Annotated in this window: 30 protein-coding genes; 7 read left to right on the top strand and 23 right to left on the bottom strand. The window is 32.4% G+C overall.

The window, feature by feature from the left end:
- Positions 1-632 precede the first annotated feature (632 nt).
- Genes DPIF8902391_RS11420 through DPIF8902391_RS11500 form a run of 18 tightly spaced genes read right to left on the bottom strand, consistent with a single transcriptional unit; the run spans position 633 to position 11,275 of the window.
- On the bottom strand, positions 633-1,535 hold the full coding sequence (locus DPIF8902391_RS11420) for a phage baseplate protein (RefSeq protein WP_172505901.1): 903 nt from the start codon (positions 1,533-1,535) through the stop codon (positions 633-635).
- The gene (locus DPIF8902391_RS11425; protein ID WP_058884456.1) at positions 1,532-1,996 is read right to left on the bottom strand and encodes a hypothetical protein; all 465 of its coding nucleotides are present in this window, start codon (positions 1,994-1,996) and stop codon (positions 1,532-1,534) included. The genes DPIF8902391_RS11420 and DPIF8902391_RS11425 overlap by 4 nt, the downstream gene beginning before the upstream one ends.
- Complete coding sequence (locus DPIF8902391_RS11430) at positions 1,986-2,819, bottom strand: hypothetical protein (RefSeq protein WP_058884455.1); 834 nt, start codon at positions 2,817-2,819, stop codon at positions 1,986-1,988. The genes DPIF8902391_RS11425 and DPIF8902391_RS11430 overlap by 11 nt, the downstream gene beginning before the upstream one ends.
- Positions 2,820-2,856: 37 nt before the next feature.
- Entirely contained in the window at positions 2,857-3,156 is a 300-nt protein-coding gene (locus DPIF8902391_RS11435; protein WP_058884454.1) for a hypothetical protein, read from the bottom strand.
- Entirely contained in the window at positions 3,134-3,571 is a 438-nt protein-coding gene (locus tag DPIF8902391_RS11440; RefSeq protein WP_172505902.1) for a hypothetical protein, read from the bottom strand. Before DPIF8902391_RS11440 ends, DPIF8902391_RS11435 begins: the two co-directional genes overlap by 23 nt.
- On the bottom strand, positions 3,571-3,852 hold the full coding sequence (locus DPIF8902391_RS11445; protein WP_058884452.1) for a hypothetical protein: 282 nt from the start codon (positions 3,850-3,852) through the stop codon (positions 3,571-3,573). Before DPIF8902391_RS11445 ends, DPIF8902391_RS11440 begins: the two co-directional genes overlap by 1 nt.
- A gap of 5 nt (positions 3,853-3,857) precedes the next feature.
- Positions 3,858-4,070, bottom strand: a complete 213-nt coding sequence (locus DPIF8902391_RS11450; RefSeq protein WP_058884451.1) for a hypothetical protein — start codon at positions 4,068-4,070, stop codon at positions 3,858-3,860.
- The gene (locus DPIF8902391_RS11455; protein ID WP_172505903.1) at positions 4,070-4,534 is read right to left on the bottom strand and encodes a hypothetical protein; all 465 of its coding nucleotides are present in this window, start codon (positions 4,532-4,534) and stop codon (positions 4,070-4,072) included. Before DPIF8902391_RS11455 ends, DPIF8902391_RS11450 begins: the two co-directional genes overlap by 1 nt.
- Positions 4,486-5,052 carry a hypothetical protein gene (locus DPIF8902391_RS11460; RefSeq protein WP_058884449.1) on the bottom strand — a complete coding sequence of 189 codons (567 nt, stop codon included), beginning with the start codon at positions 5,050-5,052 and terminating at the stop codon, positions 4,486-4,488. Before DPIF8902391_RS11460 ends, DPIF8902391_RS11455 begins: the two co-directional genes overlap by 49 nt.
- Before the next feature lies 1 nt (position 5,053).
- Positions 5,054-6,055 carry a hypothetical protein gene (locus tag DPIF8902391_RS11465; RefSeq protein ID WP_058884448.1) on the bottom strand — a complete coding sequence of 334 codons (1,002 nt, stop codon included), beginning with the start codon at positions 6,053-6,055 and terminating at the stop codon, positions 5,054-5,056.
- A gap of 1 nt (position 6,056) precedes the next feature.
- A complete protein-coding gene (locus tag DPIF8902391_RS11470; RefSeq protein WP_101917454.1) occupies positions 6,057-6,656 on the bottom strand; it encodes a DUF6046 domain-containing protein in 600 nt (199 codons plus the stop codon).
- On the bottom strand, positions 6,649-6,774 hold the full coding sequence (locus DPIF8902391_RS12560) for a hypothetical protein (protein ID WP_256363414.1): 126 nt from the start codon (positions 6,772-6,774) through the stop codon (positions 6,649-6,651). Before DPIF8902391_RS12560 ends, DPIF8902391_RS11470 begins: the two co-directional genes overlap by 8 nt.
- Before the next feature lie 59 nt (positions 6,775-6,833).
- The gene (locus DPIF8902391_RS11475; RefSeq protein WP_101907087.1) at positions 6,834-7,157 is read right to left on the bottom strand and encodes a hypothetical protein; all 324 of its coding nucleotides are present in this window, start codon (positions 7,155-7,157) and stop codon (positions 6,834-6,836) included.
- Between the two features lie 57 nt (positions 7,158-7,214).
- A complete protein-coding gene (locus DPIF8902391_RS11480; protein WP_058884445.1) occupies positions 7,215-7,631 on the bottom strand; it encodes a hypothetical protein in 417 nt (138 codons plus the stop codon).
- Position 7,632: 1 nt separating this feature from the next.
- Positions 7,633-8,880 (bottom strand): DUF2586 family protein, encoded by a 1,248-nt coding sequence (locus DPIF8902391_RS11485; protein ID WP_172505904.1) that lies wholly within the window; start codon positions 8,878-8,880, stop codon positions 7,633-7,635.
- A 3-nt stretch (positions 8,881-8,883) separates the two neighbouring features.
- Positions 8,884-9,255, bottom strand: a complete 372-nt coding sequence (locus DPIF8902391_RS11490) for a hypothetical protein (RefSeq protein ID WP_172505905.1) — start codon at positions 9,253-9,255, stop codon at positions 8,884-8,886.
- A gap of 14 nt (positions 9,256-9,269) precedes the next feature.
- Positions 9,270-10,187 carry a hypothetical protein gene (locus tag DPIF8902391_RS11495; RefSeq protein ID WP_172505906.1) on the bottom strand — a complete coding sequence of 306 codons (918 nt, stop codon included), beginning with the start codon at positions 10,185-10,187 and terminating at the stop codon, positions 9,270-9,272.
- Positions 10,187-11,275, bottom strand: coding sequence for a Clp protease ClpP (locus DPIF8902391_RS11500; protein WP_172505907.1), 1,089 nt, complete (start codon positions 11,273-11,275; stop codon positions 10,187-10,189). The genes DPIF8902391_RS11495 and DPIF8902391_RS11500 overlap by 1 nt, the downstream gene beginning before the upstream one ends.
- A 139-nt stretch (positions 11,276-11,414) precedes the next feature.
- Between DPIF8902391_RS11500 and DPIF8902391_RS11505 the strand changes: the two genes are divergently transcribed.
- From DPIF8902391_RS11505 to DPIF8902391_RS11535, 7 genes are all read left to right on the top strand, one after another.
- Positions 11,415-11,861 (top strand): helix-turn-helix domain-containing protein, encoded by a 447-nt coding sequence (locus DPIF8902391_RS11505; protein WP_101903563.1) that lies wholly within the window; start codon positions 11,415-11,417, stop codon positions 11,859-11,861.
- On the top strand, positions 11,861-13,444 hold the full coding sequence (locus DPIF8902391_RS11510; RefSeq protein ID WP_239786718.1) for a hypothetical protein: 1,584 nt from the start codon (positions 11,861-11,863) through the stop codon (positions 13,442-13,444). The genes DPIF8902391_RS11505 and DPIF8902391_RS11510 overlap by 1 nt, the downstream gene beginning before the upstream one ends.
- A complete protein-coding gene (locus tag DPIF8902391_RS11515) occupies positions 13,444-13,869 on the top strand; it encodes a phage protein Gp36 family protein (RefSeq protein WP_172505908.1) in 426 nt (141 codons plus the stop codon). Before DPIF8902391_RS11510 ends, DPIF8902391_RS11515 begins: the two co-directional genes overlap by 1 nt.
- 46 nt (positions 13,870-13,915) lie before the next feature.
- The gene (locus DPIF8902391_RS11520) at positions 13,916-16,426 is read left to right on the top strand and encodes a phage portal protein family protein (protein WP_172505909.1); all 2,511 of its coding nucleotides are present in this window, start codon (positions 13,916-13,918) and stop codon (positions 16,424-16,426) included.
- A 144-nt stretch (positions 16,427-16,570) separates the two neighbouring features.
- Positions 16,571-18,550, top strand: a complete 1,980-nt coding sequence (locus tag DPIF8902391_RS11525) for a phage tail tape measure protein (protein WP_172505910.1) — start codon at positions 16,571-16,573, stop codon at positions 18,548-18,550.
- A gap of 2 nt (positions 18,551-18,552) precedes the next feature.
- Complete coding sequence (locus DPIF8902391_RS11530) at positions 18,553-19,059, top strand: phage virion morphogenesis protein (protein ID WP_172505911.1); 507 nt, start codon at positions 18,553-18,555, stop codon at positions 19,057-19,059.
- Complete coding sequence (locus DPIF8902391_RS11535) at positions 19,056-19,580, top strand: hypothetical protein (RefSeq protein WP_172505912.1); 525 nt, start codon at positions 19,056-19,058, stop codon at positions 19,578-19,580. The genes DPIF8902391_RS11530 and DPIF8902391_RS11535 overlap by 4 nt, the downstream gene beginning before the upstream one ends.
- Here DPIF8902391_RS11535 and DPIF8902391_RS11540 read toward each other — a convergent pair.
- The 5 genes from DPIF8902391_RS11540 to DPIF8902391_RS11560 form a co-directional block, all read right to left on the bottom strand.
- Positions 19,577-19,882, bottom strand: a complete 306-nt coding sequence (locus DPIF8902391_RS11540; protein ID WP_172505913.1) for a hypothetical protein — start codon at positions 19,880-19,882, stop codon at positions 19,577-19,579. The genes DPIF8902391_RS11535 and DPIF8902391_RS11540 overlap by 4 nt on opposite strands.
- The gene (locus tag DPIF8902391_RS11545) at positions 19,879-20,565 is read right to left on the bottom strand and encodes a hypothetical protein (RefSeq protein WP_101915903.1); all 687 of its coding nucleotides are present in this window, start codon (positions 20,563-20,565) and stop codon (positions 19,879-19,881) included. The genes DPIF8902391_RS11540 and DPIF8902391_RS11545 overlap by 4 nt, the downstream gene beginning before the upstream one ends.
- A gap of 94 nt (positions 20,566-20,659) precedes the next feature.
- Entirely contained in the window at positions 20,660-20,893 is a 234-nt protein-coding gene (locus DPIF8902391_RS11550; protein ID WP_101907094.1) for a hypothetical protein, read from the bottom strand.
- A 39-nt stretch (positions 20,894-20,932) separates the two neighbouring features.
- A complete protein-coding gene (locus tag DPIF8902391_RS11555) occupies positions 20,933-21,982 on the bottom strand; it encodes a nucleoid-associated protein (RefSeq protein ID WP_172505914.1) in 1,050 nt (349 codons plus the stop codon).
- Positions 21,983-22,042: 60 nt separating this feature from the next.
- Positions 22,043-22,417, bottom strand: a complete 375-nt coding sequence (locus DPIF8902391_RS11560; RefSeq protein WP_101915793.1) for a hypothetical protein — start codon at positions 22,415-22,417, stop codon at positions 22,043-22,045.
- Positions 22,418-22,465: the final 48 nt, after the last annotated feature.

Genomic DNA, 22,465 nt, shown 5'->3' on the forward strand with positions numbered 1-22,465 from the left:
TTTTTTAAAACCAGTAGCTACACCATTGTCGTCATAACCTTGATGATACAATGTATTAGAACGCGTATCTTTCCACAATGTAAATGCACGAAGTTTCAAGTTTTGACTCCCTTCTGTTTTCGACCCGAAAAAAAAGTGAACAGATGACCCATATTGATAAGGATAGCCTGTTGACCCAGTAGAGTTGATTGAAAGTGATATCCCTGAGCCTTTTAATTCTGGAAATAAAGCTTTTCCTGTTTTTGGCTCCAATAACTTTTGACTACTTATAAACGCCCCGTTTTCTTCATTTTTTAGCTGATAAATATCATCGTGATTGTGGTCTTTTTTCGCATAATATTCAGGCGGATGGTTTCCAAGTTTTAGCGAGTTTACGGCAGTTCCTGTTTTATCCAATTTACCGTTCCAATTTTCACGGTCATTTTCCGAAGGATGCAATATTTCATCTTGTAAATGCGTATTAAACGCTTGTTTATCCGCCTTGGCTATTAACAATTTATTTAAACCCTCAATATCTTGGACACTAATATTTTCATCAATCCAACGAATCCATTTAAAGAAGTTATAAAATTGTTTTTGGGAAGGTTTGTCGTGTGTTTCAAACCATTTTTTTACGTTCTCTTGATGCTTCATTATCCTATAAATTGAATTGGTAATGCCACAATGTATGGCGGTAAATTATTGTGAGGTTTATCGTTTCCTTCAGAATCTGTTGTAAAATGATGAGTATGACTTCCTGAATCTCTTATTAAACCATTACCACTAACAAATGCACGCTTCAAATCTTGTCCTGCAAAATTCGATTGCCCGCTAGAATTTCCTAAAATTGAACCCGTTTCAGAACCGTCATAACCGTCCATTACATCATGATTATGACTACCAGCTGAACGTGTTCGCCCTTCATGTTGATGACTTGGCATCTCAGACCTTGTTAGTTGATGTGTTTTTTCACCGCCTTTTTTACCGATGCTATTAAATTCTGTTTGATTAGCATCGTACCCAACGAGCATACGCCCTAAAATATTATCAGTTCCGTTTTGTCCGTTTGCGATAAACCAACCTCTTTGTAATTCTGCTTGAGTTACACTTGTACCAACGTATTTTATTTCTTTGAAAATTGGTTTAATTTCTGCTAATTCTTTTTTTAGTTCTTTTACTTTTTTTGATAAAACTATTAAATTATCAATATGCTTAAAATCACTCCAAGGAATTGAATTTCCTGAAACTCCAAAAGTTGCATAACGAGTAAAATAAACAGGTTTTTCGGTTTTATCTTCAAAAGTTGCTTTTGTTTCTTCTTGAATAATGACAACGCTATTTTGCTTTATACCGCCACGAAATTCTAACAATTCGCCTTCTAAATAAATAAAACCGTTTGTTATTTGGTTTCCGCTAATTTCGCATCCGCTGATAATTGTTTTATCGCCCGCCAAAAAACCAAAAGCATTAAAAATCTGCCATGCTTTTTGCATTTCGGTAAGCGTATTTGTTTCCAAAGGAAAACCGCCATTTTGTTGAAAATCAAGATAATTCATATCGCAATTATTTTATATTTTTTTGTTCCTTTTTTGAATATTTCAATCCACTTTTCGAGTGCTATTTTTTGTGATTTTACAGTGCTATCTGGTACGTAAACAATAAAATCAATTCCTGTATCGGCATAATCAGTTTTATCATTTATAAAAAGTTTACCAAGAAATACTGGTTTTTGTTCCGCCCGTGTATAAATATAATGTCGCTCAAATTGATTGCCATCACCAATTCTGATACGTCTTAAATCGGCATCAAAAACATCATTTAAGGCTTTACGTAAATAGCATCTTTGCCCATTATGATTTAAAATAAATTCATCAGCAACCCGCATTTTTAAAAATTCGGCGTGTAAATTAGCTACTGGAGATATGAGCGTTTTTATAAAACCAATCATTTTTGGTTTGCGTAAATCGGTAGGTAATAAAAGTATTGCCCATTTATAAAAATCAATATTATACCACATAACTAATATTTTCAAAAGTTTCAATTTCGAAATAACCACTTGCGGGTATTTTACTAACTTCAATTAATTGAGGTGTTCCGTGTGTATCTTTTGAAGCGTCTAAAGAGCTACTTTTTACCTCCACAATATGTGCGATTTTAACGCCTTTAATCGCCTGTAATTTATCGACCATTGTTTGCAATATTAACTCGCCATCAAAAGGCAATTCTTTCATAAACTGCTGTAAAGCTTCTTCAATTGGTTTATTTCCGTGTAATATTGACATACCAGTTTCATCTAAAACTAAGGCATCTCTATAAATTTTTAAGGTTAAAAATAGTTTATCCGCTAAATGATTGATAACGGTAATATCATCTCCAGCAAATTTAATTTCTTCAAAATACTGCTCTAAAGATTCTTCTTGTTGTGGCGTAATTCTTGAAAGTTTTCCGTTTATTTCGGTGGCAACTTTTATAACAATTGTTCCTGGTACTTCACCATCATTTGCGGTGGCATATTTTATAATTTTTGAAGCGTCTATTTCTTCGGATGTTGCTGTTTCATTTTTAAATTTATCGGTATCAGCAATTAAATCAAAACCATTTTGAAAAGCTAATGCCATAATTCTGTACCACGGTAATGTTCCTGCTTTTTCGTGCGCCAATCTATAATCTATGTACTTTCGGTGAGCATCAAAATAGCTTCGTAAATCTTGAAAACAAAAAGCCACGATAAACAAAAACAAATTCCAAATAGATACTTTGCTAGTACTATTTAAGTCTTTTAAGGAACTTTCATTTTCCTTAATGGCTATCATTTTAGCTTTAATTTCTTGTACTTTCATGGTCTTTTTTAAGTCTTTTTTGAATTATTCCTGAGCTTTAGCTCACTTTAAAATCAATTCCAATTGCCCAGCATCCGATGCCTTCACAACCTGTAATTACATCAATATTAGTTTGTGTTAATGCCGTTGCAGGAAGTATTTTTTTTGCTTGATAATAGTTTAAATGGTCTTTATTATAAATAACATTTTCAGGAATAATAATTTTATCTCCAGTTTCAATAACCTCACTTGGTGCTTTATTATTAGCTCTTGCAATTAAGGAAGCGTTAACGGCTAAACCTGTTGTTAAGATTGCGATATCTAAAAAAGATTGTTTATTGAGTGCTATTATTTGCATCTTTAAGTTGCTTTTTTAACAATTTGTTTTCGGTGTCTTTTTCACGAAGCTCTCTTTTTAAAGAAAGTATAAATTTGTTTTTTAGCTTTATCTCGTCTTCTAACAAGTTATTTTTTCGCTTATATGAAGACTCCAGCTGGCTCATTTCTTCGGTCATCATTTGAAACTTTCGTTCCCATAACTGAGAAGTTTCTTGATATTTTTTTTCGTACCGAATCGGTAAATCATCCAATGCTGATTTATACATATCAATAACCTTAGAGCCGTTATCAATTTCTTTGCTTTCAGCATCTGCCTCAACACCTTTTGTAATAGCATTATTTTTTCTTCGCTCCAAAATTGCCATTCCAACTCCTCCAGCTCCTAAAGTGTAACTCAATATTTCGCCTATATTTTCTTGTATAAAACTTACCATTAAATTTTAATTTTCAGGTTTTCAAAACCTCCAGTTAAATCAATCGTTGGATTTTTATAACCAACATATTCTAGTTGCATCTTTAAATTTCGTTTAAATTCAATTTCAGAAACATTGGTTTTTATATAATTAATCGCACCAAAACCAACTAAAGGAAATTCTTTAAACTCGCCTTTATTAGAAAGTAAAACAATTTCAACGTTTTGTTGATCCGATTTTCCAATCACAAAATCACCGTTTTCAATCGCTAAGTCACCATTTTCATCAAGTAATAAATCCATAATTATTATTTAATTATACCTGTTCCTGTTACTGGTCCACCTGTGGCACTAGCTCCAGTAACGGTGGTAGTTCTACCAATAACAAAATCGTTAATTGCTTTTGCTTCTTTAAGCGCCATTTCTTTGCGTGCTACTTCGGGTTTTATCGTTGGATTATTCGAATATTCTTCACGGATTTCAAATAATTTATCGGCTAATTGCTTTTGAGTGCTAGGCATTATTTAAGTACTTTATTAAAACGTTTTTTTATGGCATTCATCGCAGGAACATTAATTGTATTTCCTTGGATAACTAAAATTTTATTTAGCTCATCAATTAAATCATTGACAATTGTTTTAAAGGATTCTCCTTTATTACCAACGGATAAACCTTGTTTATTACAATCAACTTCAAATTCATCAATTTGAATAGTAACACGGTCAATTTCGGTGTATTTTATAATGGCTGTTTCTTGCGGATTATTTTCAATTTCAACAACTAAAACCTCCGAGTTTATTTTTGGATATACAATAAAAGAACTTTCAAAATCGCCAACAACGGCATTTAAACGCACGTCTAATAATTCAGATAAATGTTCTCTTTCAACGGTGCAAGTAGTTTCTGTAATTTCAGTTACTTTGCCGATACTTGTTTTTAAAGCCTTTTTAGAAACCGAATTAATAGCCCGAACAAACTCTTCCATGATATTTTTGTTAAAAGCCAAACGCTTATAATTACTATTGAAATTTTACCTATTGCAATCCAAAGCTTTTGCCACCAGCTCAATTGTTTTTCAATAATTTTAGCGGGTAGTGTTATTGTTTTAATTTTACTTATTTGCTCTTGAATATGTTGTTCTTTCCATTTTACAAATAGCTTTTGGGCTTTAGCTTTACAACTCACACTTAAAATATTATTCTCTAAATGTACCCTTGGAGGTTTTAAAATTTCCCCTGATATTTCCTTTGGAATTACTGAGTTATAATAAAAGTTACTTTTTTCATTTTCTTCTTGAGAAACAAGTATCGGATTATTATTAATACATTTAATGTAAGCGAAATAAAAAGAGCTATCTTTTTTGGTTGAAAAAATAGTATCTCTCAATATTTCTTTTATAATTTTTTTAGATTCAATACTTGTACTTTCAGTAGGTGGTTTAATCGTTTTACAACTCACTAAACAAACTATTAAAAGCATACTTAAACAATATTTAAACATCATTTTATTTGATTTTAAAGGATACCTTATTTGTCCGTTTGTATCCGTCAGATTTATTAATATTTACAATAACACTCTCCACAAAAAGAGTCATATCTCGATGTTTGTCTGGATAGTTTGGGTCTGTTAATTTCATGCTATCTCCAGCATTTGTAAAAGGAATTGCCCAACTATCTAATGCACCACCGTAACCTGTATAAACATGGGTATCGTGTATTTTATGCACCCATTCTTTTACTTCATTTTCTGATAAATTTAAAGGTAAATGCAACGTTCTATGATCGCCACTTGTATCGCCATATTCATAGGTTATCTTTTTAGAAGTTCCTGTTTGATGACTAATCCCTTTATAAAATCGTTTCCGTTGCTCTTTCGTTTCATATTTTAAACTGTTAGAATTGCGGATATTTTTACCAAAAACAAAATCATGCGATACTGCGGGTTTAAAATCAACGGTAAGCCCTGCGGTTAAAACTTTATTCTTAAAATAGCATCGAATCCCATACTGTTGCTTGAGTTCTTCAATAACTTTATAAGGCGTTGCATTTTCAATCATAAATTTACCAAGAGGCATATTTAAAGCTTCAATTTCATAGGCTGGAGCGATAAACTTTAACAAATCTTCTAAGGTTACTGAAGCGAAAGTTTTATTTATTTTTTCTTTCTTTTTCAGTTGATACATTTCATCTTCACAGATTAAAAGCAACGGAATTTCTGCACCAATTTCATCAATATAGCCTTCAAATTCTACTTTTAACTCGTCGTTATATCCAGCTTCTATTTTAATAGTATCGCCTGATTTTATGATTTCGAGCAAGTTCTTTTGTGCCAATGATACATTTTCGCCATTTTCCTGTGCATTTTTAAACGCTCTAGGAAGTGTAATTTTAGCAGTATCTGAAAACTTTTCAATGGTATTTTCTATATAAATAGATTCTACAACGCCAAATTGTATTGCTTCATTAATAGTGATTTTTACGGCAATATTATAATACTGATAATTCATTTTACATCGGATTTAATAGCGTGTAATTAACTCCTTTTATGCTTTTAGCCGATAAACTAATTTGTACGGTATCGGCAAAACCCTCTACTGGCGTTATTGAAATGGCGGTTAAATAAATACTATCAATATCTTTGTCATAAAACTGTTCACCATAAACTTCAATAATATCATTATGCTCAAAAAAACGAGCTAATAAATCTATTTTATATGAAGGATATTCACGGTTATCAACATCTATTAAAATACCTCGAATATCAATAGACCACGGTTTTGTACCCCAACGTTCCACAACAACGCTATCACTTCCTGATGCTTCCGTTTCAATCAAATTTTTCTCTCGAGAAAAACTTACCATTAACGGCGGTGCGTATGTAGTAGCATTTTTACCAGTAATCATTTCGCCAAATAACAATTCTTCGCCCGCGTACTTAAAAGTGATATTTTCGGCGTCTGAACAAGCATCGTTATAAAATTCAACATCATACTTATTATCTTCTTTAATAAGTATTGCTTTGTTTAGTAATTTGCTAATTGCAACCGCTCCAAAAGCGGCTGCATAACGAGCCGCTAAATTTATAACAATGGCTTCTCCGTTATTCATTTGTTTTAATTGTTAAAATACCTTGAGTTGATAACCAGTTTATTTGTGCCCATTTTATAGCCCAAACATCATCCGTTAATTTTTCAGGAAAAGGGATATGTAAAAAATGACTAATCAAAGCATCCGCCTTAAAATATAAATCGAATGCTTCTTCTTCGTTAAGCCTAGAACATCGCTCTAAACTTTCCCAAACTTTCCCTGGCGTATTGGAATTAAATCCATTAATAAACCTGCAACGGCATAAAACAATCCGTCATCGTTTACCACTTCCTCTTTACTTGTTAGCAAACAATTTTTCACTAAAATTTCTTGTCCTTTTTTGGGATCAGATTGCATGAATTTCATCGTTTGCCCCACAACGCTACGCTTTGGAATAATTGCCAATACTTCCAGCTCGTCGATATTAAAATCGTCTAATGGTAAGATCAACGACTTTAATTTGTCGCCGTGTTGTTTTTTTAGCGTTTCTTTTACTTCTTTACTAACTTCTTTTAATGCCATTTTAAAGGGTATTTAAATCTTGTTTAATTTTTTTGTTTAAAACCTTATTTTAAAAAATTAAGGTGCTACGTTTAATTTCACTTTTAAAGCAAATAAATCGTAATCTTTTACCAGCCCCATGTCGCCAGATACTTCACGACCTTCATTTTGAAATTTCGCCAAAATAGTATCCACAACTATAATATTGAACTCATTGACAAACTCTACGGTAATCAAAAAAGGCTTAATATTCATAATACTTCCTTTTGATGCAGTTTCAAAAGGAGTAATATCGTGCATCATTATAGCTATTGATGCATTTGGTTTAATTTTACCGTGAGACCATGAAGTCGGATTTGCCCCTAATGAATAATTCAATTGATTTTCCTGTTCGTTTCCGTAGGTAATTTTAGTTACTTCTAAAGGAACTCCATTTAATTGAACTTTTACGTCGGCAGAATCGTATGCTTTTCCGTTTCTTGTAACTTTTGACATTTTACGCTTGTGTTTTTAAATTAATAGTTCCTTTTATTTCACCAATTGCTCCTTTAGGAACTAAAACAAAGGAAACCTTCAACTCTTTAGAAACAATTAAATCACTGTCTTTATCAACAAAGGTTTTACCAAATGTAATTTCGCTACGTTGCTCCATATCTTCAAAAACTTTGTCGCCAATATCTTCTAAAGCAACAACTACTCCTGGAGGAATTTTACCCGTATCTTTATTGACCACCCAATCTGTTTTTACCTTAGGTAAATATGCCGTTCGCAAACCTCTTACAGCTTTATCTAAAACACGCCCATAAGCAATAGTATGCTCATTAACTTTGTTATTTGCATCTACAATAATAGGCGTACAAGTGTGGTCGTTATTTATACGAACACCCGCCATACCTGTATATTCTAAACCAAAAAGATAGCCTTTAGTTTCAAGGGTTTGCAGATCCTCAAAAATTTCATCATTTTGTTTATGTGATGATAAACCTGGTTCTAGCCAAGCATCCTTTGTGGCATCGGTAATATTAAATTTTTCATTATTACCTACATTTTCATTTACTTTTGCCTTGGCACAAATACCTAATAAACTACCGACATCCGCAAATTGACGATTTGTAGGTGTCTTTGTTTGTGTTTCTGCATAATGATAGTCTTGACCAATAAATACAGAAACTTTTGTGGCATTAAGATTTTCTATTTCTCTTAAATTAGCCATACTAGCGGCATTATTTCCACAGTTATATCCCTCTAAAAATACTTGGCAAGGCATGTGGTTATTGTAAGCCCACAAAGCTAGCCCTTGAGCTTTTGGAATTGCGCTATACACATTTTCAGGCATTCCATTTAACATGGTATATTGACCAGGTTCATTATAGGCAATAGCTATTTGTTTAATTTTTCCTTTCGCAAAAGCTAACATTCTTTTAGCCTGTTCTTCACAAATAGAGCTCATTGTTCTTAATCCACTTTCCACAACCATTAGGTACAATTCAGTACCATCTCCAGCGTTTCGGTAAAATTCTTTTAGATGCCTATGTAAAATTGTATTTTCCGTCGTATCGAAAGTTGCCGTAATTCCTAAAGATTCGACATCCTTCATGTTGTAAACTACTTTAGGGCTATCGAAACCAAGTGGTGTAGGAGCGGAAACCGCCCCTACAATTATTCCACTTACAGAATCTGCACCCCCCAGTACATTTGCACCCTGTTGTCCTTTTTTTATACTTACACCATTTATATTCGACATAATTTAATTGGCTTTAGTACTATCTTTATTATCTGCTTCTTTTAAAGCTTTTTCTTCAGCTTCCGTTTGGGCATCTTCTAAAGCTTGCTGTTCTGCTTCTTTTTGAGCTTTTTCTTCAGCTTCCGTTTGGGCATCTTCTAAGGCTTGCTGTTCTGCTTCTTTTTGGGCTTTTTCTTCAGCTTCCTTTTCAGCCTGTTTTTGCGTAGGAGAAACTACTTTTCTCTTTACAACTTCTAATTTTTCACCTGCTTTAAGGCTATTATCGCCCAAGTATTTTTCTATAAAAAATTCGCCTTTTGGGTTGATGTAAACAGCTTCGGCATCTTGGAACTTACCTAATATTTCGTGGGCTTGTTTTCTTTGTTCTTTTGTCATCACTTTAAAAGAATTTACTCGTTAGCACTTACAATTGCACCAAAACCATGCTCTTGCTTTTTGTCACATAAACCGTAAGAATGCAATCTAAACTCACTTGTCGGATTCGCATTTCGTGTATCTGTATTCATTGGTTTGAATAAAGTTTGTACACTTTCAATATGATACACCGTATTTGGCGCATAATAAAAAACAGACCCTTTTTGGTCGGTAGCATCAACTACTGCTCCTTGAGATTTTAACGCTCCTGATGCGTCGTAATAAACAGAACTATTATTCTCAAAAAACTTCAAATTAAAGAAGCGTTCAATAGCACCTGTTTTTGGGTTGATAATTAAATCACGATAATTGTTTGTTGCACCTCTATCGTGTAATAAATCTGACTTGTGGTGATCGCTTAAAATCATGTACCAAGCTGATTTATCTGTAAGATTCAAGCCTTCTAATAGCACTAAATAATCAACTAAATCTGTATAAGTTAAACGTTTTCTTCCGTTAATTACAGCGCCCGTAGTTCTTAAAATTGGCATTTTACCAGCAACATGTTTTTCTGGAGCTAATTTGTGCATCGCATAATCACGAACACCAATTTTAAAAGATTCGGAATGTTTCACTCTAATAGCTGCATCTTTATCAAAAGCCATTGCTCTTAATTCTGCGTCTGTAACTTGAGTTAAATCCGTGTCTAATTTGTCCCAGTTTACCAATCCTTTTTTACCAGTCATTGATTGTGGCGTAAAAGCATCTCCTTTATTTATATGAAAACCAACATTATTGATTAACTTATTAAACTTGATACCATCCTTGTCAATTGCGGCAGGATTTGGGCGTTTAAGAGTTCCGATAAAATCATCGTTGAAATTTTTAAACTCTTCTAATAATTGTGGCTCAACATACTGTTCTAACCATATTCCATCTACTAATGCTGGCATTATTTATTGTATTTAGCGTTAAACATTTTATCATACTCGGCAGGGCTTTTTTCTGCTAGTTTTTCCAATCCTTTTGGATCTTCTTTTTGCCATTTGTCAAAGTCCCAAGTAGCACGAGTTTCAGGTTGCCCAGAACTACCTTTTTGAATTGCATCTGCAATATTTGGAGCGGCATTATTTTTTGGAGCTTTTAGCACAATTCTTAAGGCTTCAACACCCGCTGATTCTCCTATTTTAGCGTAAACTTCTCTTTGCGTAGCATCGAATAGTTTATCCTTTTCGGCAGTATCTAAAAGGGCTTTTATTTCACCTTTTTTATAATCTGCTAAGGCATTTTCAGCAACTTTACGAGCCTGTGTTTCTGTTTGTAATTGAGCTTGTACCGCCGTTATAATAGCAGTATCTGAACTTTGTGCGGTAACTTCCGATAAGCCCAAAGCCGTAATCAATGGTTGTTTCATATTCGTTTTTTTTATCGTATTTGTTTTATTAATTGGTGTGGTTAACAAGGCGGCGTATCTACTGGACACTTCTGAAATTTGTAAGGCGGTAGGGTCTTCAATAATTACTGGAAGTTTTACAACCGCAGGAATTATTTTAGATACCAAGCCTAAAGCCAAACATTTTTCGGCATCAAACCAGTTATCACCAACTAACCATTTTTTTACTTCTGCCTCTGGTAAACCTGTTTTTGCGACTAACTTTCTTACAAAGTCTTTTTCCATTGACCGCAATAAGTCAACTTCTTTTTGAATTACATCGGCAGTACCACGAGGGTTTGCCGATGGCGCATGAATCATTAAATATCCATTATCTACTATTTCAACATTTTCAATAGCTGTTGTGGCTATAGCTCCCATACTAGCGGCAATTCCATCAACCACAAGCTTGCTAACTTTTGTTGATTTATTTAGACCATTAAAAATGAAATTTCCCGCAAAAACATCGCCACCAACAGTATGCAGATGTACTTCTACATCGTCATATTCAGCTTCTATTCTGTTTAGGCATGAAACAAAATATTCGCCATCACCATTCCAAATTCTGCCGTATGCTTGTAGTTTATTTCCAAGGGTTCTTATAATCATTTTAACGGATGTTTTTACCTAATTTTCAGCAAACATAAAGCTGTAATACGGATATAAAAACTACTTAAGTAATCGTTGCAATACATTGAAAGTAAGTAGTTTATTTTTTTGATTTTTGTTATAAAACACATAGTAATCAATGGCTAAAAGAACAAATAATGAACCTATAAGAGCAATCGCACAACGAATGTTTGTGGAAGAAGGACTCAACGCAAAAGCCATTGCCATTGCGTTGGATAAAACAGAACAAACTATCGGAAGGTGGCGTAAAGGTTTTGGTGATAATCCTATTAATTGGGATGAAGAACGAAAACAGTTTTTAGCAACGCCTCATAATATTCGCAAATTAATTGCCAAAGAACTTTCTCAACTTGTAGAAGGAAAAAAAGCCGAGCTAGATATGAAAGCAATTCAGGCGGCTATTAAGGCTTTGCAGGATATGGCAGATGAAACTTCCGTAGAAGTTGTATATACAGTATTCAAAGAATTTGATAATTGGATGGCAGAGCAAGAACCCGAAATTGCAATTAGCTTTTTAGAATGGCATAAAAATTATTTATTACACAAAGCACAACAAACATCATAATGAGCGCTATCGGATTAAATACGGCAATGGAAAAGTTGCTAAAAAGTTATGATGCTCACTGTAAATCAGTAGAGCAATCTACTTTTATAGACCTTAACCAAACACCAGCCGAACGTAGAAAGAAAATAAAAGCCTTAGAAAAAGACTATATTACTTGGTTTGCCGAAATGTTTCCGCAATACGCAAAAGTTGAAAGTGCTTGGTTTCACAAAAAAATAGCAAAGCTTTTAATAGATAATGATGTTTGTAATTTACTAGCTGAAATATATCGGTCTGGAGCAAAATCAGTGCATTTATGTATGGGTATTCCGTTGTATTTGTACGTTACTAAACGAATGAAATTTATGCTTTTAGTTGGGCAAACCGAACCAAAGGCAAAAAAACTAATTTCAGATATTCAAAGTCAATTAACGCACAATCGTAGATTTTTACATTATTACGGTAAAAAATTTAAGTTTGGCGATTGGGCTTCTGGTGATTTTACCACAACCGATGACGTTAAATTTATTGCCATGGGTATTGGTCAATCGCCTCGTGGTTTACGTGAAGGAAATGAACGACCTGATTATATTGTTGTTGATGATGTAGATACAAAAGAACGTTGTTATAATGATGTTCGAAGTCAAAAAGCAGCTGAATGGGTTTGGGAAGACTTAAAAGGAACTTTTGATGAAGGTGGTAAATTTCAACGCTTTGTAGTTGCCAATAATAACTTTCATAAGAACACGGTAATAAATCAACTAAAAGCAGATTTTACGCTAAATAATAAAAAGGCAAAGGAGTTTGGTTTTAAGAAAAAACACTTTGTAGTAACCGTAAATGCCGTTAAAAACTTAACGACTTTCGAGCCTAATTGGCCCGCAAAAACAAGTGCAGAATATTGGCGTGAAAAATACCATTCTACGCCGCATCGTTCTTTTATGCGTGAATATATGCACAAGCATATTGTGGAAGGTGCTATTTTTAAAAATGAATATATCAGTTATAAAAATAGATTAAAATACAGCCAATATGATGCTTTATGTTTTTATGGCGATTTATCGTACAAAGATGCAGGAGATTTTAAGGCCATGGTATTCGTTGGAAAAAAAGGACGTGAATTTCATTTATTAGATTGCTTTGTTAGGCAAACATCTCGATACAATGTAGCAAAATGGTTATATGAAAAGGTAGAAGATGAAAATTTACTTCAATACAATATTCAATATATGATTGAAGGGCTTTTTGCTCAAGATGAATTTGTAAGTGATTTTGATGCCGTTGGCGATGAAATGGGCTGGTATGTTCCTGTTGTTGCTGATAACAAAAGTAAAAGCGGAAAGTTTGACCGTGTAGAAAGTATGGCAGGATATTTTGAACGTAAAAATGTGTTTTTTAACACTAAAATAAAAGACACCATTGATTGCCTTGAATTACTAGACCAATTATTAGCCTTTCAAAAAGGAAGTGGTGTGCATGATGATGCACCAGATAGCTTACAATCGGCAATTGCAAAATTAAACACGTCCGCTTTTATTAATTCAACACCTCCAAGAACTACCAGCCGAAAAGAATTAATCAAAAAACAAAAAAACAGATTTTAATGGCATTTATAACTGATGACGATTATACCGTTTTGGTACGCAACGAGGTAAAAGAAATTTTACTTGAAAATTATTCTGAAACAAAATTAAGAGGTGCCGAACAAATGGCATTGGCACAAATTAGAAACTATTTAGCAGGTAAATACGACGTAAACGAAATATTTAGTCAAGTAGCTGAAGCTCGAAATAGTCATATTTTAATGATAGTATTGGATTGCGCCTTGTATCATTTATACACAAGTACTGTGCCTCGAAGCATGCCCGATATTCGTTCGGCTCGTTATCAAGATGCTATTGATTGGCTCAAACTTGTAGCCTCTGGAGATACCACTGCAGATTTGCCAAAAAAAACAAATGAAGAAGGAGAAGTTTTACAAGGCATAAAATTTACATCAAAACACAAACCCGAAAACCATCGTTGGTAAAAACAATATTTAAAACGGCTTTAAAAGCTATTTAAAAAGAAAGAAAATGAAAGTATTAGGATACGATGTAAACATAAAAAAAGCAAGCATTTTAGCGCAAGCTGAAACTCCAAATAACTCAGGAAAACGAAACCCTGGTATTATCAAAATAGCACAAGGTTTTAAAGATACTAGCCGTAAAGATATTCAGAAATGGAGACAAGCATTACAATTAATGCAACATCCAGAAGAACCAAAATTTAATGCGTATTATGATTTAATTTCCGATTTATTAACCGACGGACATTTACAGTCGCAAATACAAATGCGTAAAATGTCAACATTAAATTCCAATTTTCAAGTTATTAATCGGAAAACGAAAGATATTAATGAGGACCTTAGTTTTATTTTACAACAACAATGGTTTTATGAGTTTTTAGAACACGCAATAGACCATATTATTTTTGGAGCCACATTAATTGAGTTTTCTGAATTTCAAAATGAAAAAATAAAACACACGATTATACCTCGCAGAAATGTTGTTACTACGCAAAAGAAAATATTTCCAGATTTGCAAAAACCTCAATTTATAGATTATGCAAATCCAATGTTTGAAAATTGGTTAATTCAAATAGGCAAAAACGGTGAGCTAGGTATTCTAAACAACATTATTCCGAATCTTATTTGGCTACGTAATGTAATGCAGGCATGGGCTGAATTTTGTGAGAAATTTGGACTGCCATTAATAACAGCAACGACCAATACAACGGACACAAACACCATTAATAATGTTCACGCCATGCTATTACAGTTAGGCGAAGCTTCCGTTGGTACTTTTCCAACTGGAACAGAAATAAAATTTCAAGAGGCAAACAGAACGGACGCTTACAACACCTATTTACAGTTTATAAAAACCAATATGGATATGGTGAGTAAGCAATTAGTTGGCTCTACAATGCTATCCGACCAAGGTTCTAATCGAAGTCAAACAGAAGTACACGAACGTACTTTAGATAAAAAAATAGCACAAGCCGATAAGCGTTTAATTTCATTTATAATTAATGACCAATTATTTCCATTACTCGAAGCACAAGGCTACAAAATAAGCCCCGAAGATATGTTTGAATTTAAACCTGCAGAAGAAGTTTTAAATTTAAAAGACCTTTGGAGTATTACTGATGGCTTGCTAAAAAGTGGGCATGAAATACCTTTAGACTGGCTTTCCAAATCGTTCAATATTCCTATTGATAGTAAAAAAAAAAGCATAACGATAACTCCAAATAAACCCATAATTGCACTATCGGAACAGCGTTATCCTACGAGTTGTTGCCCAAGTACAATTGTTGCCGTTGGTGGTGCTATGGGTAGGTTATTAACCAAATTAAACAGCCAATTAATAAAAGAAATATACAATAAATCAGATACTTCAGGTATTGCTGGAAAAATGATTGTTTTGGAAGCTTTGGAGTTATTTAAAGGTTTAAAATCTAAATTTTCAAGCACTACACAATACACAGGACCTGATTTACTAATGCTTCAAATGATGGAATATAATCTGTTTGAATTTACGGCAAGTAAAACCGAAGCTCGACTATCGGCAATGACTAATTTATTAATTGATAAAGAAAATAAAAAGCTTCGCGAGTACAGCGATTTTAAAGCATTGTGTGAAAAAGAAACCAAAGAATTTAACAGCAATTGGCTACAAACAGAATATAATTTATCGGTAGCCGTTGGGCAAAATTCAGCAAATTATATTCGTATGATTAATGAAAAAGATAAGGTAACTTCTTATGTACAATATCAAACTATTGGCGATGGAAGTGTACGAAATTCACATAGAGCATTAGATGGACGTATTTTTAATTTGTCTGATAAAAATGCCATGGATTTATTACCTCCAAACGGCTATGGTTGCCGATGTGAATTTGTGCAATATATAGGAGATACCAAAGGAAAAGTAACAACAGGAAAATACGCAAAAGAATTATTAGTAGAACAAGACCCTAAATATAGAAACTCACAATTTGAAGTAAACCGTGCAAATTTAAAACAGGTATTTACAAAAAAACAATTTTATACCGATATAAAAGGACTTCCTGAAAAATTGAATAAAATGACTTTTGATAAATATGGCTTAAAAGCTCATGCAAGTTTTAAAGATTCTTTAAAGAATATTGAACTAGATGATACCATTACGAAAGAAAATGTAAAAGAATTGTTTAAAAAAGAAAAAGGCGAAACCTACATGGGGTTTGAAGATTATTTAGGTAGAAAAATGACTTTAGATAAAGCTATTTTTGATGACCATATAGAAAATCATTATTTAAACGAAAAAGAACAAAGAGATAAAATATTTCCGCATATAAAAGATATTCTTAAAAAACCTGATGAAGTTTGGTATTATGACACTAATAACAATGGTCAAAAATTTCAGTCAAGATATATTAAATTTTATAAGGATAAAGTAATAATAATTGATTGTGATTTAGACGAAAAAAAAGGCTTAAAAATTAAAACTTGGTATCCTATGAAAGCAATAGAAAATAAAATAAGAAAAGGTTTAAAAATAAAATAGAGGTAAGGAATTTATAAAACTTAGCCCGTGTAAACTCATAAAAGAGCCGACTGTATTCACCGCTATGTTCCTCTAACAGTGAGCGATATTAATAGAAGTTTTACAAATTCCTACTACAAATATACAAAATACAAAACAAAGATTATGGCAACCTTAAAAATGACGATGTTATTAGATTTAAGCACCAAACTTTTTGGAGGTAAACTTCAAAAATTACAAAGCAAATTTGATAAATTTGGAACTAAAGTTGGTGGAAAAATAGACAAACTAAGATTAAAATATCAAGGTTTTATTGATGAAATACCAGGATTAGGGCGTGCAATGGATTTATTAAAAAATCCAATGGCATTGGCTACCGTAGGAATACTAGGCGTTGGTATTGCTTTTGGAGCACTCGCCACAAAAGGCGTGCAAGCCGCCGAAAAGTTTGACACTGCTTTTTTGCCCATCAAACAATTGAACCTTGATAAATCAAAAGTAGAACTTGATAGTTATCGTTCCAAAATTAGAGATGCCGCTTTTGATATTGGTACAAATCTTGGCGATTCTACTAATGCAATGTACGATTTACAATCTGCTACTGGCTTATACGGTAAAGATGCTATTGCTGTTTTTAAAAAAGTAGGGCGTTACTCTCAAGCAACAGGAGCTGATTTAGGCGATTCGATGAATTCCACCACAAAAGCAATGAAAGCCTTTGGTATTGGCGTTGATGGTATTGATGCTTTATTAGCCTCGAACGCTAAAACGGTGCAAACAGGTATTGTTACTTTTGATGAGCTAGCCAAAGTACAAACGGAATATGCAGGTGCAACAAGTGCGGCAGGGCAAAGTGTTGATGTTGGTAATAAGGTTTTTGCGATGTTTACATCGATTAGTAAAAATGCTGATATTGCAGCAGGTCAAACAAAAAACTTTTTTGATGGTTTAGGTGCTCAAGGTTCAAAAATAAAAAAAGAACTAGATATTGATATATTTGGTGTAGATGGCAAAATGAAAGATGCCGATAAATTATTACTTGATATTAGTCAGAAGTTTAAAAACATGACGGATAAAGAAATAACTGATACCATTAATAAAATTGGAGGTCCTGAAGGATTACGAACCGCATTAGCAAAAGTAAAAACAGGAGCTGATGATATGGTTAAAACTTTTAATGCTTTTGATAGCTCTAAATTCAGCCTAAAAGATGCTCTAAAAAATGCAGAAGGCGACTTTGGTCAAATGAAAGAACTATTTGGTAATCGGCTTGAAATGGTATTTTCTAAAATAGGTGAAAAAATAATACCGATATTGGCTAGTATATTTGGGTATTTGGCAAGGGTTTTGAATTTTATGTATAAAAATTTTAACAGCTTAGAGACCGTATTTGATGCACTTATTATAGGTATAGGAACATATATTGGTTTACTTGGCGTATTAAAAATTCAATCTTTATTAGCCGCCGCTGGTTCCGTAACATTATCAGGAGCTTTAGCTCTTGTTCAGTTAGGTTTACACGGTATTAAACTAGCTATTTTCTCAATACCTATTATAGGATGGATTGCTTTAGCAGTGGCTGGTTTTGTTGTTTTATATCAAAAAGTAGATGGATTTAGAGCTTTTATTAAGGGAATGGTTGGTGTAGTTAAAGGGGTTCTTACAACTATTGGAAATGGTTTTAAGGGGCTAGGTAAAATTATTGCGGGGGCTTTTACTTTAGATTTAGATAAAATGAAGGAAGGAGGAATGATGTTAGGCGATGCACTTAATCCAAACGTACAGGCGGTTAAATTAGGAACTGCTTTTGAATCTGCCTATAATTCTGAAATGGATAAATCGAAGAAAAAAACAGAAGAAACCGAAAAAACGGGTGAGGCTATAAAAGAGCCAAAAAAAGACCTATACGGAAATCCAATTAAACCAAAAGGAAATACTGATCCTAAAAAAACATTAACAAAACAAGTTAATAAAGTTGTCGGCGATGCCAAACAAACACGTAATATTTCAATTACTATTGATGCTTTAAATAAAGGTGGTATCAATTTAAAAGGAGGTGCAACTCAAGGAATGACTTTGCAAGATGTAGAAAATTGGTTTAACGAGGCTATGATGCGAGTTGTACGAAATGCCGAAACTAGTTAATTATGTCTGTAAAATTTAAAGGTGATTTTTTTGAGAAACTTCAAAGAATAGATAACAAATTCTTTTTAAGTAAAATGACTTCGGAAGCTGGAGTAATTGCTGTTAAGTTTTCTAAAGATAGGTTTCGCCAAAAAAACTGGGTGGATACATCACAAGAAAAATGGGCACCTCGAAAACGAAAAAGAGCAGGTTCTATTTTAGTAAAATCGAGTCGTTTAAAACGTTCTATTCGTAAAATTAGCGAGGGTAAATATTATGTACTTATTGGTACAGATGTGCCGTATGCTCAAATACACAATGAAGGTGGGACAATAAAAGCATCCGCAAGAGTAAGAGCGCATAGTAGAACTAGAAAAGGACGTAACCAGCCTATTAAGGTAAAAGCGCATACAAGAAAAATGAATGCTAAAATTCCGAAGCGTCAATTTTTAGGAGAATCAGCAGTTTTGGCATTGCGGTTGGAAAATCATATGTATGATAAAGTAACAGACGAAATTTATAAGAAATGAAAGCATTTTATACCGAATTAATCCGAAAATTTAAAGATTCTGATATTAAAAATAAGTTTACAAGTAACAATTTACCATCCGTTAAATTTGTAGATTTATATGCAGGGCAAGATTATAATGAAACAGGTTTTGAGGCTCATTTATTTCCTGCTGTTTTTGTAAAGTGGAGTATTGATTATAAGTCAAAACCCCCCATTGCTACCATTACTTTTCGATTGGCTTACGAACAGCTTCGGGATACCAGTAGCATCAGCCGAGCTTCGGAAAAGAGCCTGCAATTTCTCGACTTTATTACGGTAGTAGATGACGTTATTAAATCCATAGAAACACCAAATACAGGTAAAATTACGTTGTTATCTGAAGATTTTAATATTGAAGATACTATTGTAGATGTATATACGCTGGTATATAATTGTACGTATTCAGGCAAAAAAAACACCCTGAAAACAGCGTTTAAACAGGGTGTTATTGATGATGTTAATTTATCGGGTAATTTACATACTAAACTTTTAATTGATTAAATTTTAGTATTTTCTATATACAAACCGTCTGTACGTTTTTCTACCTGCAGGCGGTATTTTTTTAAATCGGTATAACTATTTAAACGCTTTTTAAAGAATGTTTTAACAGCGTTTTTATATTCTTCTGAAATAGTAGTATCCTTAAAAGTGATGCCATACATTGTTTTTGATACTTCAATAACTCCAGTTAGTTTAATGTTTTCTGTTGGCGTTGTTGGATGCTTTTTAAAAACTTCGCTCTGGCGTATTTGTGCAATGCTTAAAAAAGGAAGTAGTACTATTACTAATAGTAGGTTTTTCATTGTTTTAAATTTTCTATTTTTTCGAAAAATAAATCATTATCAGAATATCCAAAAGAATCCGATAAATAGGCTAAAAATTCATCTATTTTACTATTTAATTTATCCTTCCTATTCTGTTTTGCTTTTTCAGTTTTTAAGGCTTCTATTTTACTATTCTGCTCTAAAACATAAAGATTAGCACAATTAAAAAAATGTTTTTCAAAAAAATCAGATTCGTTAAAATTCTCTAAATCTTTTTGTATGGCAATAGTATTTCTATTGTGATACATTAGCTTGTATTTTGTGGCAGTATCATTAAAAGCATCTTTAAACCTCCAGCCTTCTTTAATAGGAAGTATTTCGTTTAATTTATCATAAAAAAGATTATAACGAGATTTAAAAGTTTCAAAATTTTTAGTTGATTGTATAATATAATGAGATTCTATTAATTTCATTATCAGACTTTCAATTTGTCCATTTTTAAATTGTCGGGCAATTTTGTTTGCCTGATTTACTTCGTGCCAATTGGTATCATCATCTTCATCCTTTTTACTGTTATCTTTAAAGCTAAGATTAATAAGGATAAAAAAGACTATAATTCCACCAAAAATATACGATTCAAAAATTACACATATTATAAACAATAAGGAAAGAACCGTTGTTGATATAATTTTTTTTAAATTTCTTTGTGACTCATCGCTCATAACCTGTTAGTTTTTAACCAAAAATAGCACTTTTTTAGAGAAACAAGTATTTTAAAACAAAAAAACCGCTCCAAAATTGAAGCGGTTTTAAAAATTATTTTTCCGTAAAGCATTGCATACTTAAAGTAGTCAGGCTAATATCTTCTTCTCCTGGAGGAATAGCACAGATGTAATCTTTTATATCAAACGTACCATCTGGATTTTTATCTAACGACATCCATCGACTTTCTTTTACCTTTTCGCCTAACTCGGTAATAACACCTTGATAGGTTAATTCATACTTTCTTCCGTTTGGAAATTCTCTAATAAAACCAATTTCTTTACTCATCTTTTTTGTTTTAAAAATTATTATTTTACTTGGTATTAACTATTTTTCAGCGTTAAAAAACACTTTATAATACTTCATCTTTTTAGCTTCATCATATCCTAACTCTAAATATTCAGAAGCGGCATCTGGAGCATCAATATCAATTTTTATCTGAATATTAGTATCTAATTTAATTTCAGATTTAAACTTGCTTTTTTCCTTTTTTAGTACGGCTTCTGATACTTCAAAATTGTTACGAATTAAAACATCGTTTAGCTTTTCAAAATGTTTTTTGTAGTCTTCAAACATTTCTTGGTGTTTTTCATCTTCAAAAACTTCTTCTTTAAAATTATGATAATCTACATTTTCTTGCTCTTTAAAATAATCAACTGTGTTGGCTAAAAACTTACTTTGTTCTTGTTTACCAAATTCAGGTTTTATAATTTCTTCAGAAAACTCTTTACACATTTCTAAATAATTTTGGGTGTGTAAATTACCATCATTTGCAAACTGCACGTTTAAGAAGTTTTTAATCCAGTACTGTGCATCGTAATTATTGTTATCTACGGATAATACCACCGTTCCTTCAGTATCGGTTGTATTTAAAATTAAACAACCTTTGTCTAGTTTTTTTGTTGATATTCCTTTTTGAACAACTACATCAAAACTTTCTTCCTCTTTATAGGTTTGAAAAAAATCAACTTTACTTTCTATTTTAAAAACACCAACCGCATTGGTTAAAATATTTTTATATTCGATATTTTCAAAATAAACAACCAATACATCGCCTGTTTTTATTTGAGCTGAATTTGATTGTTCAAATAAATGATTTACAATATTTATTGAATTTTCAATAAATACATCTTCATCATCAAAAATAGCATCGGTGTATTTATTAACTTCATTTAAACGAACATCGGCTTGATGACTAAATCGGTAACTTTGTGTAAGCGTTTGAAAAGACTTTAATAAAAAAGGCATTAATAATTCATAGCTTTCTTCATCAAAACGAACTAATTCTTCAGAAAATGAATTTTGACCACTGTTAAATTTATTTGCTACTTTATGAATAATACATTTACTAATTTCGGCACGGGTTCTTTTTATCATTTTGTTTTTGTTTTAAAAATTATTACACTTTACTTAATCAAAATTTAAAAGCGGTTTAAATTAACAGTATTTACTTAACTGAGATTTTAAATAATCAACGTGTTCTTTTGATTTTGCAATATTAATCTCTGTAGCATAAATCATTAACTTTAAAGCTGTTTTAATACATCTGTCATTATCAATTTCAAATCCTTCTGTAAACAGCAACAATTTATATCTACCAATAGTCAAAAATTCATAACTATTTAAAATTTCTTTTTTAAAGTATCTATGCCTAAACGTCCGTCCTGGTAATTTGACGCTCCCCTTTCTGCTATATCCAAAATCATAATATTCAGGATCAGCTGGTCTAATTAAATAACCTTCAGGTGAGCGCTCTACTCTAAATGGTTTAATTTTTTTCATTGTATTATCATGTATACCTATTTCGCCCATCTATTTTGTTTTAAAAATTATTACACCTTACTTAATCAAAAATTAAAA

Source organism: Tenacibaculum finnmarkense genomovar ulcerans, from assembly GCF_900239495.1.
GTDB lineage: Bacteria > Bacteroidota > Bacteroidia > Flavobacteriales > Flavobacteriaceae > Polaribacter > Polaribacter ulcerans.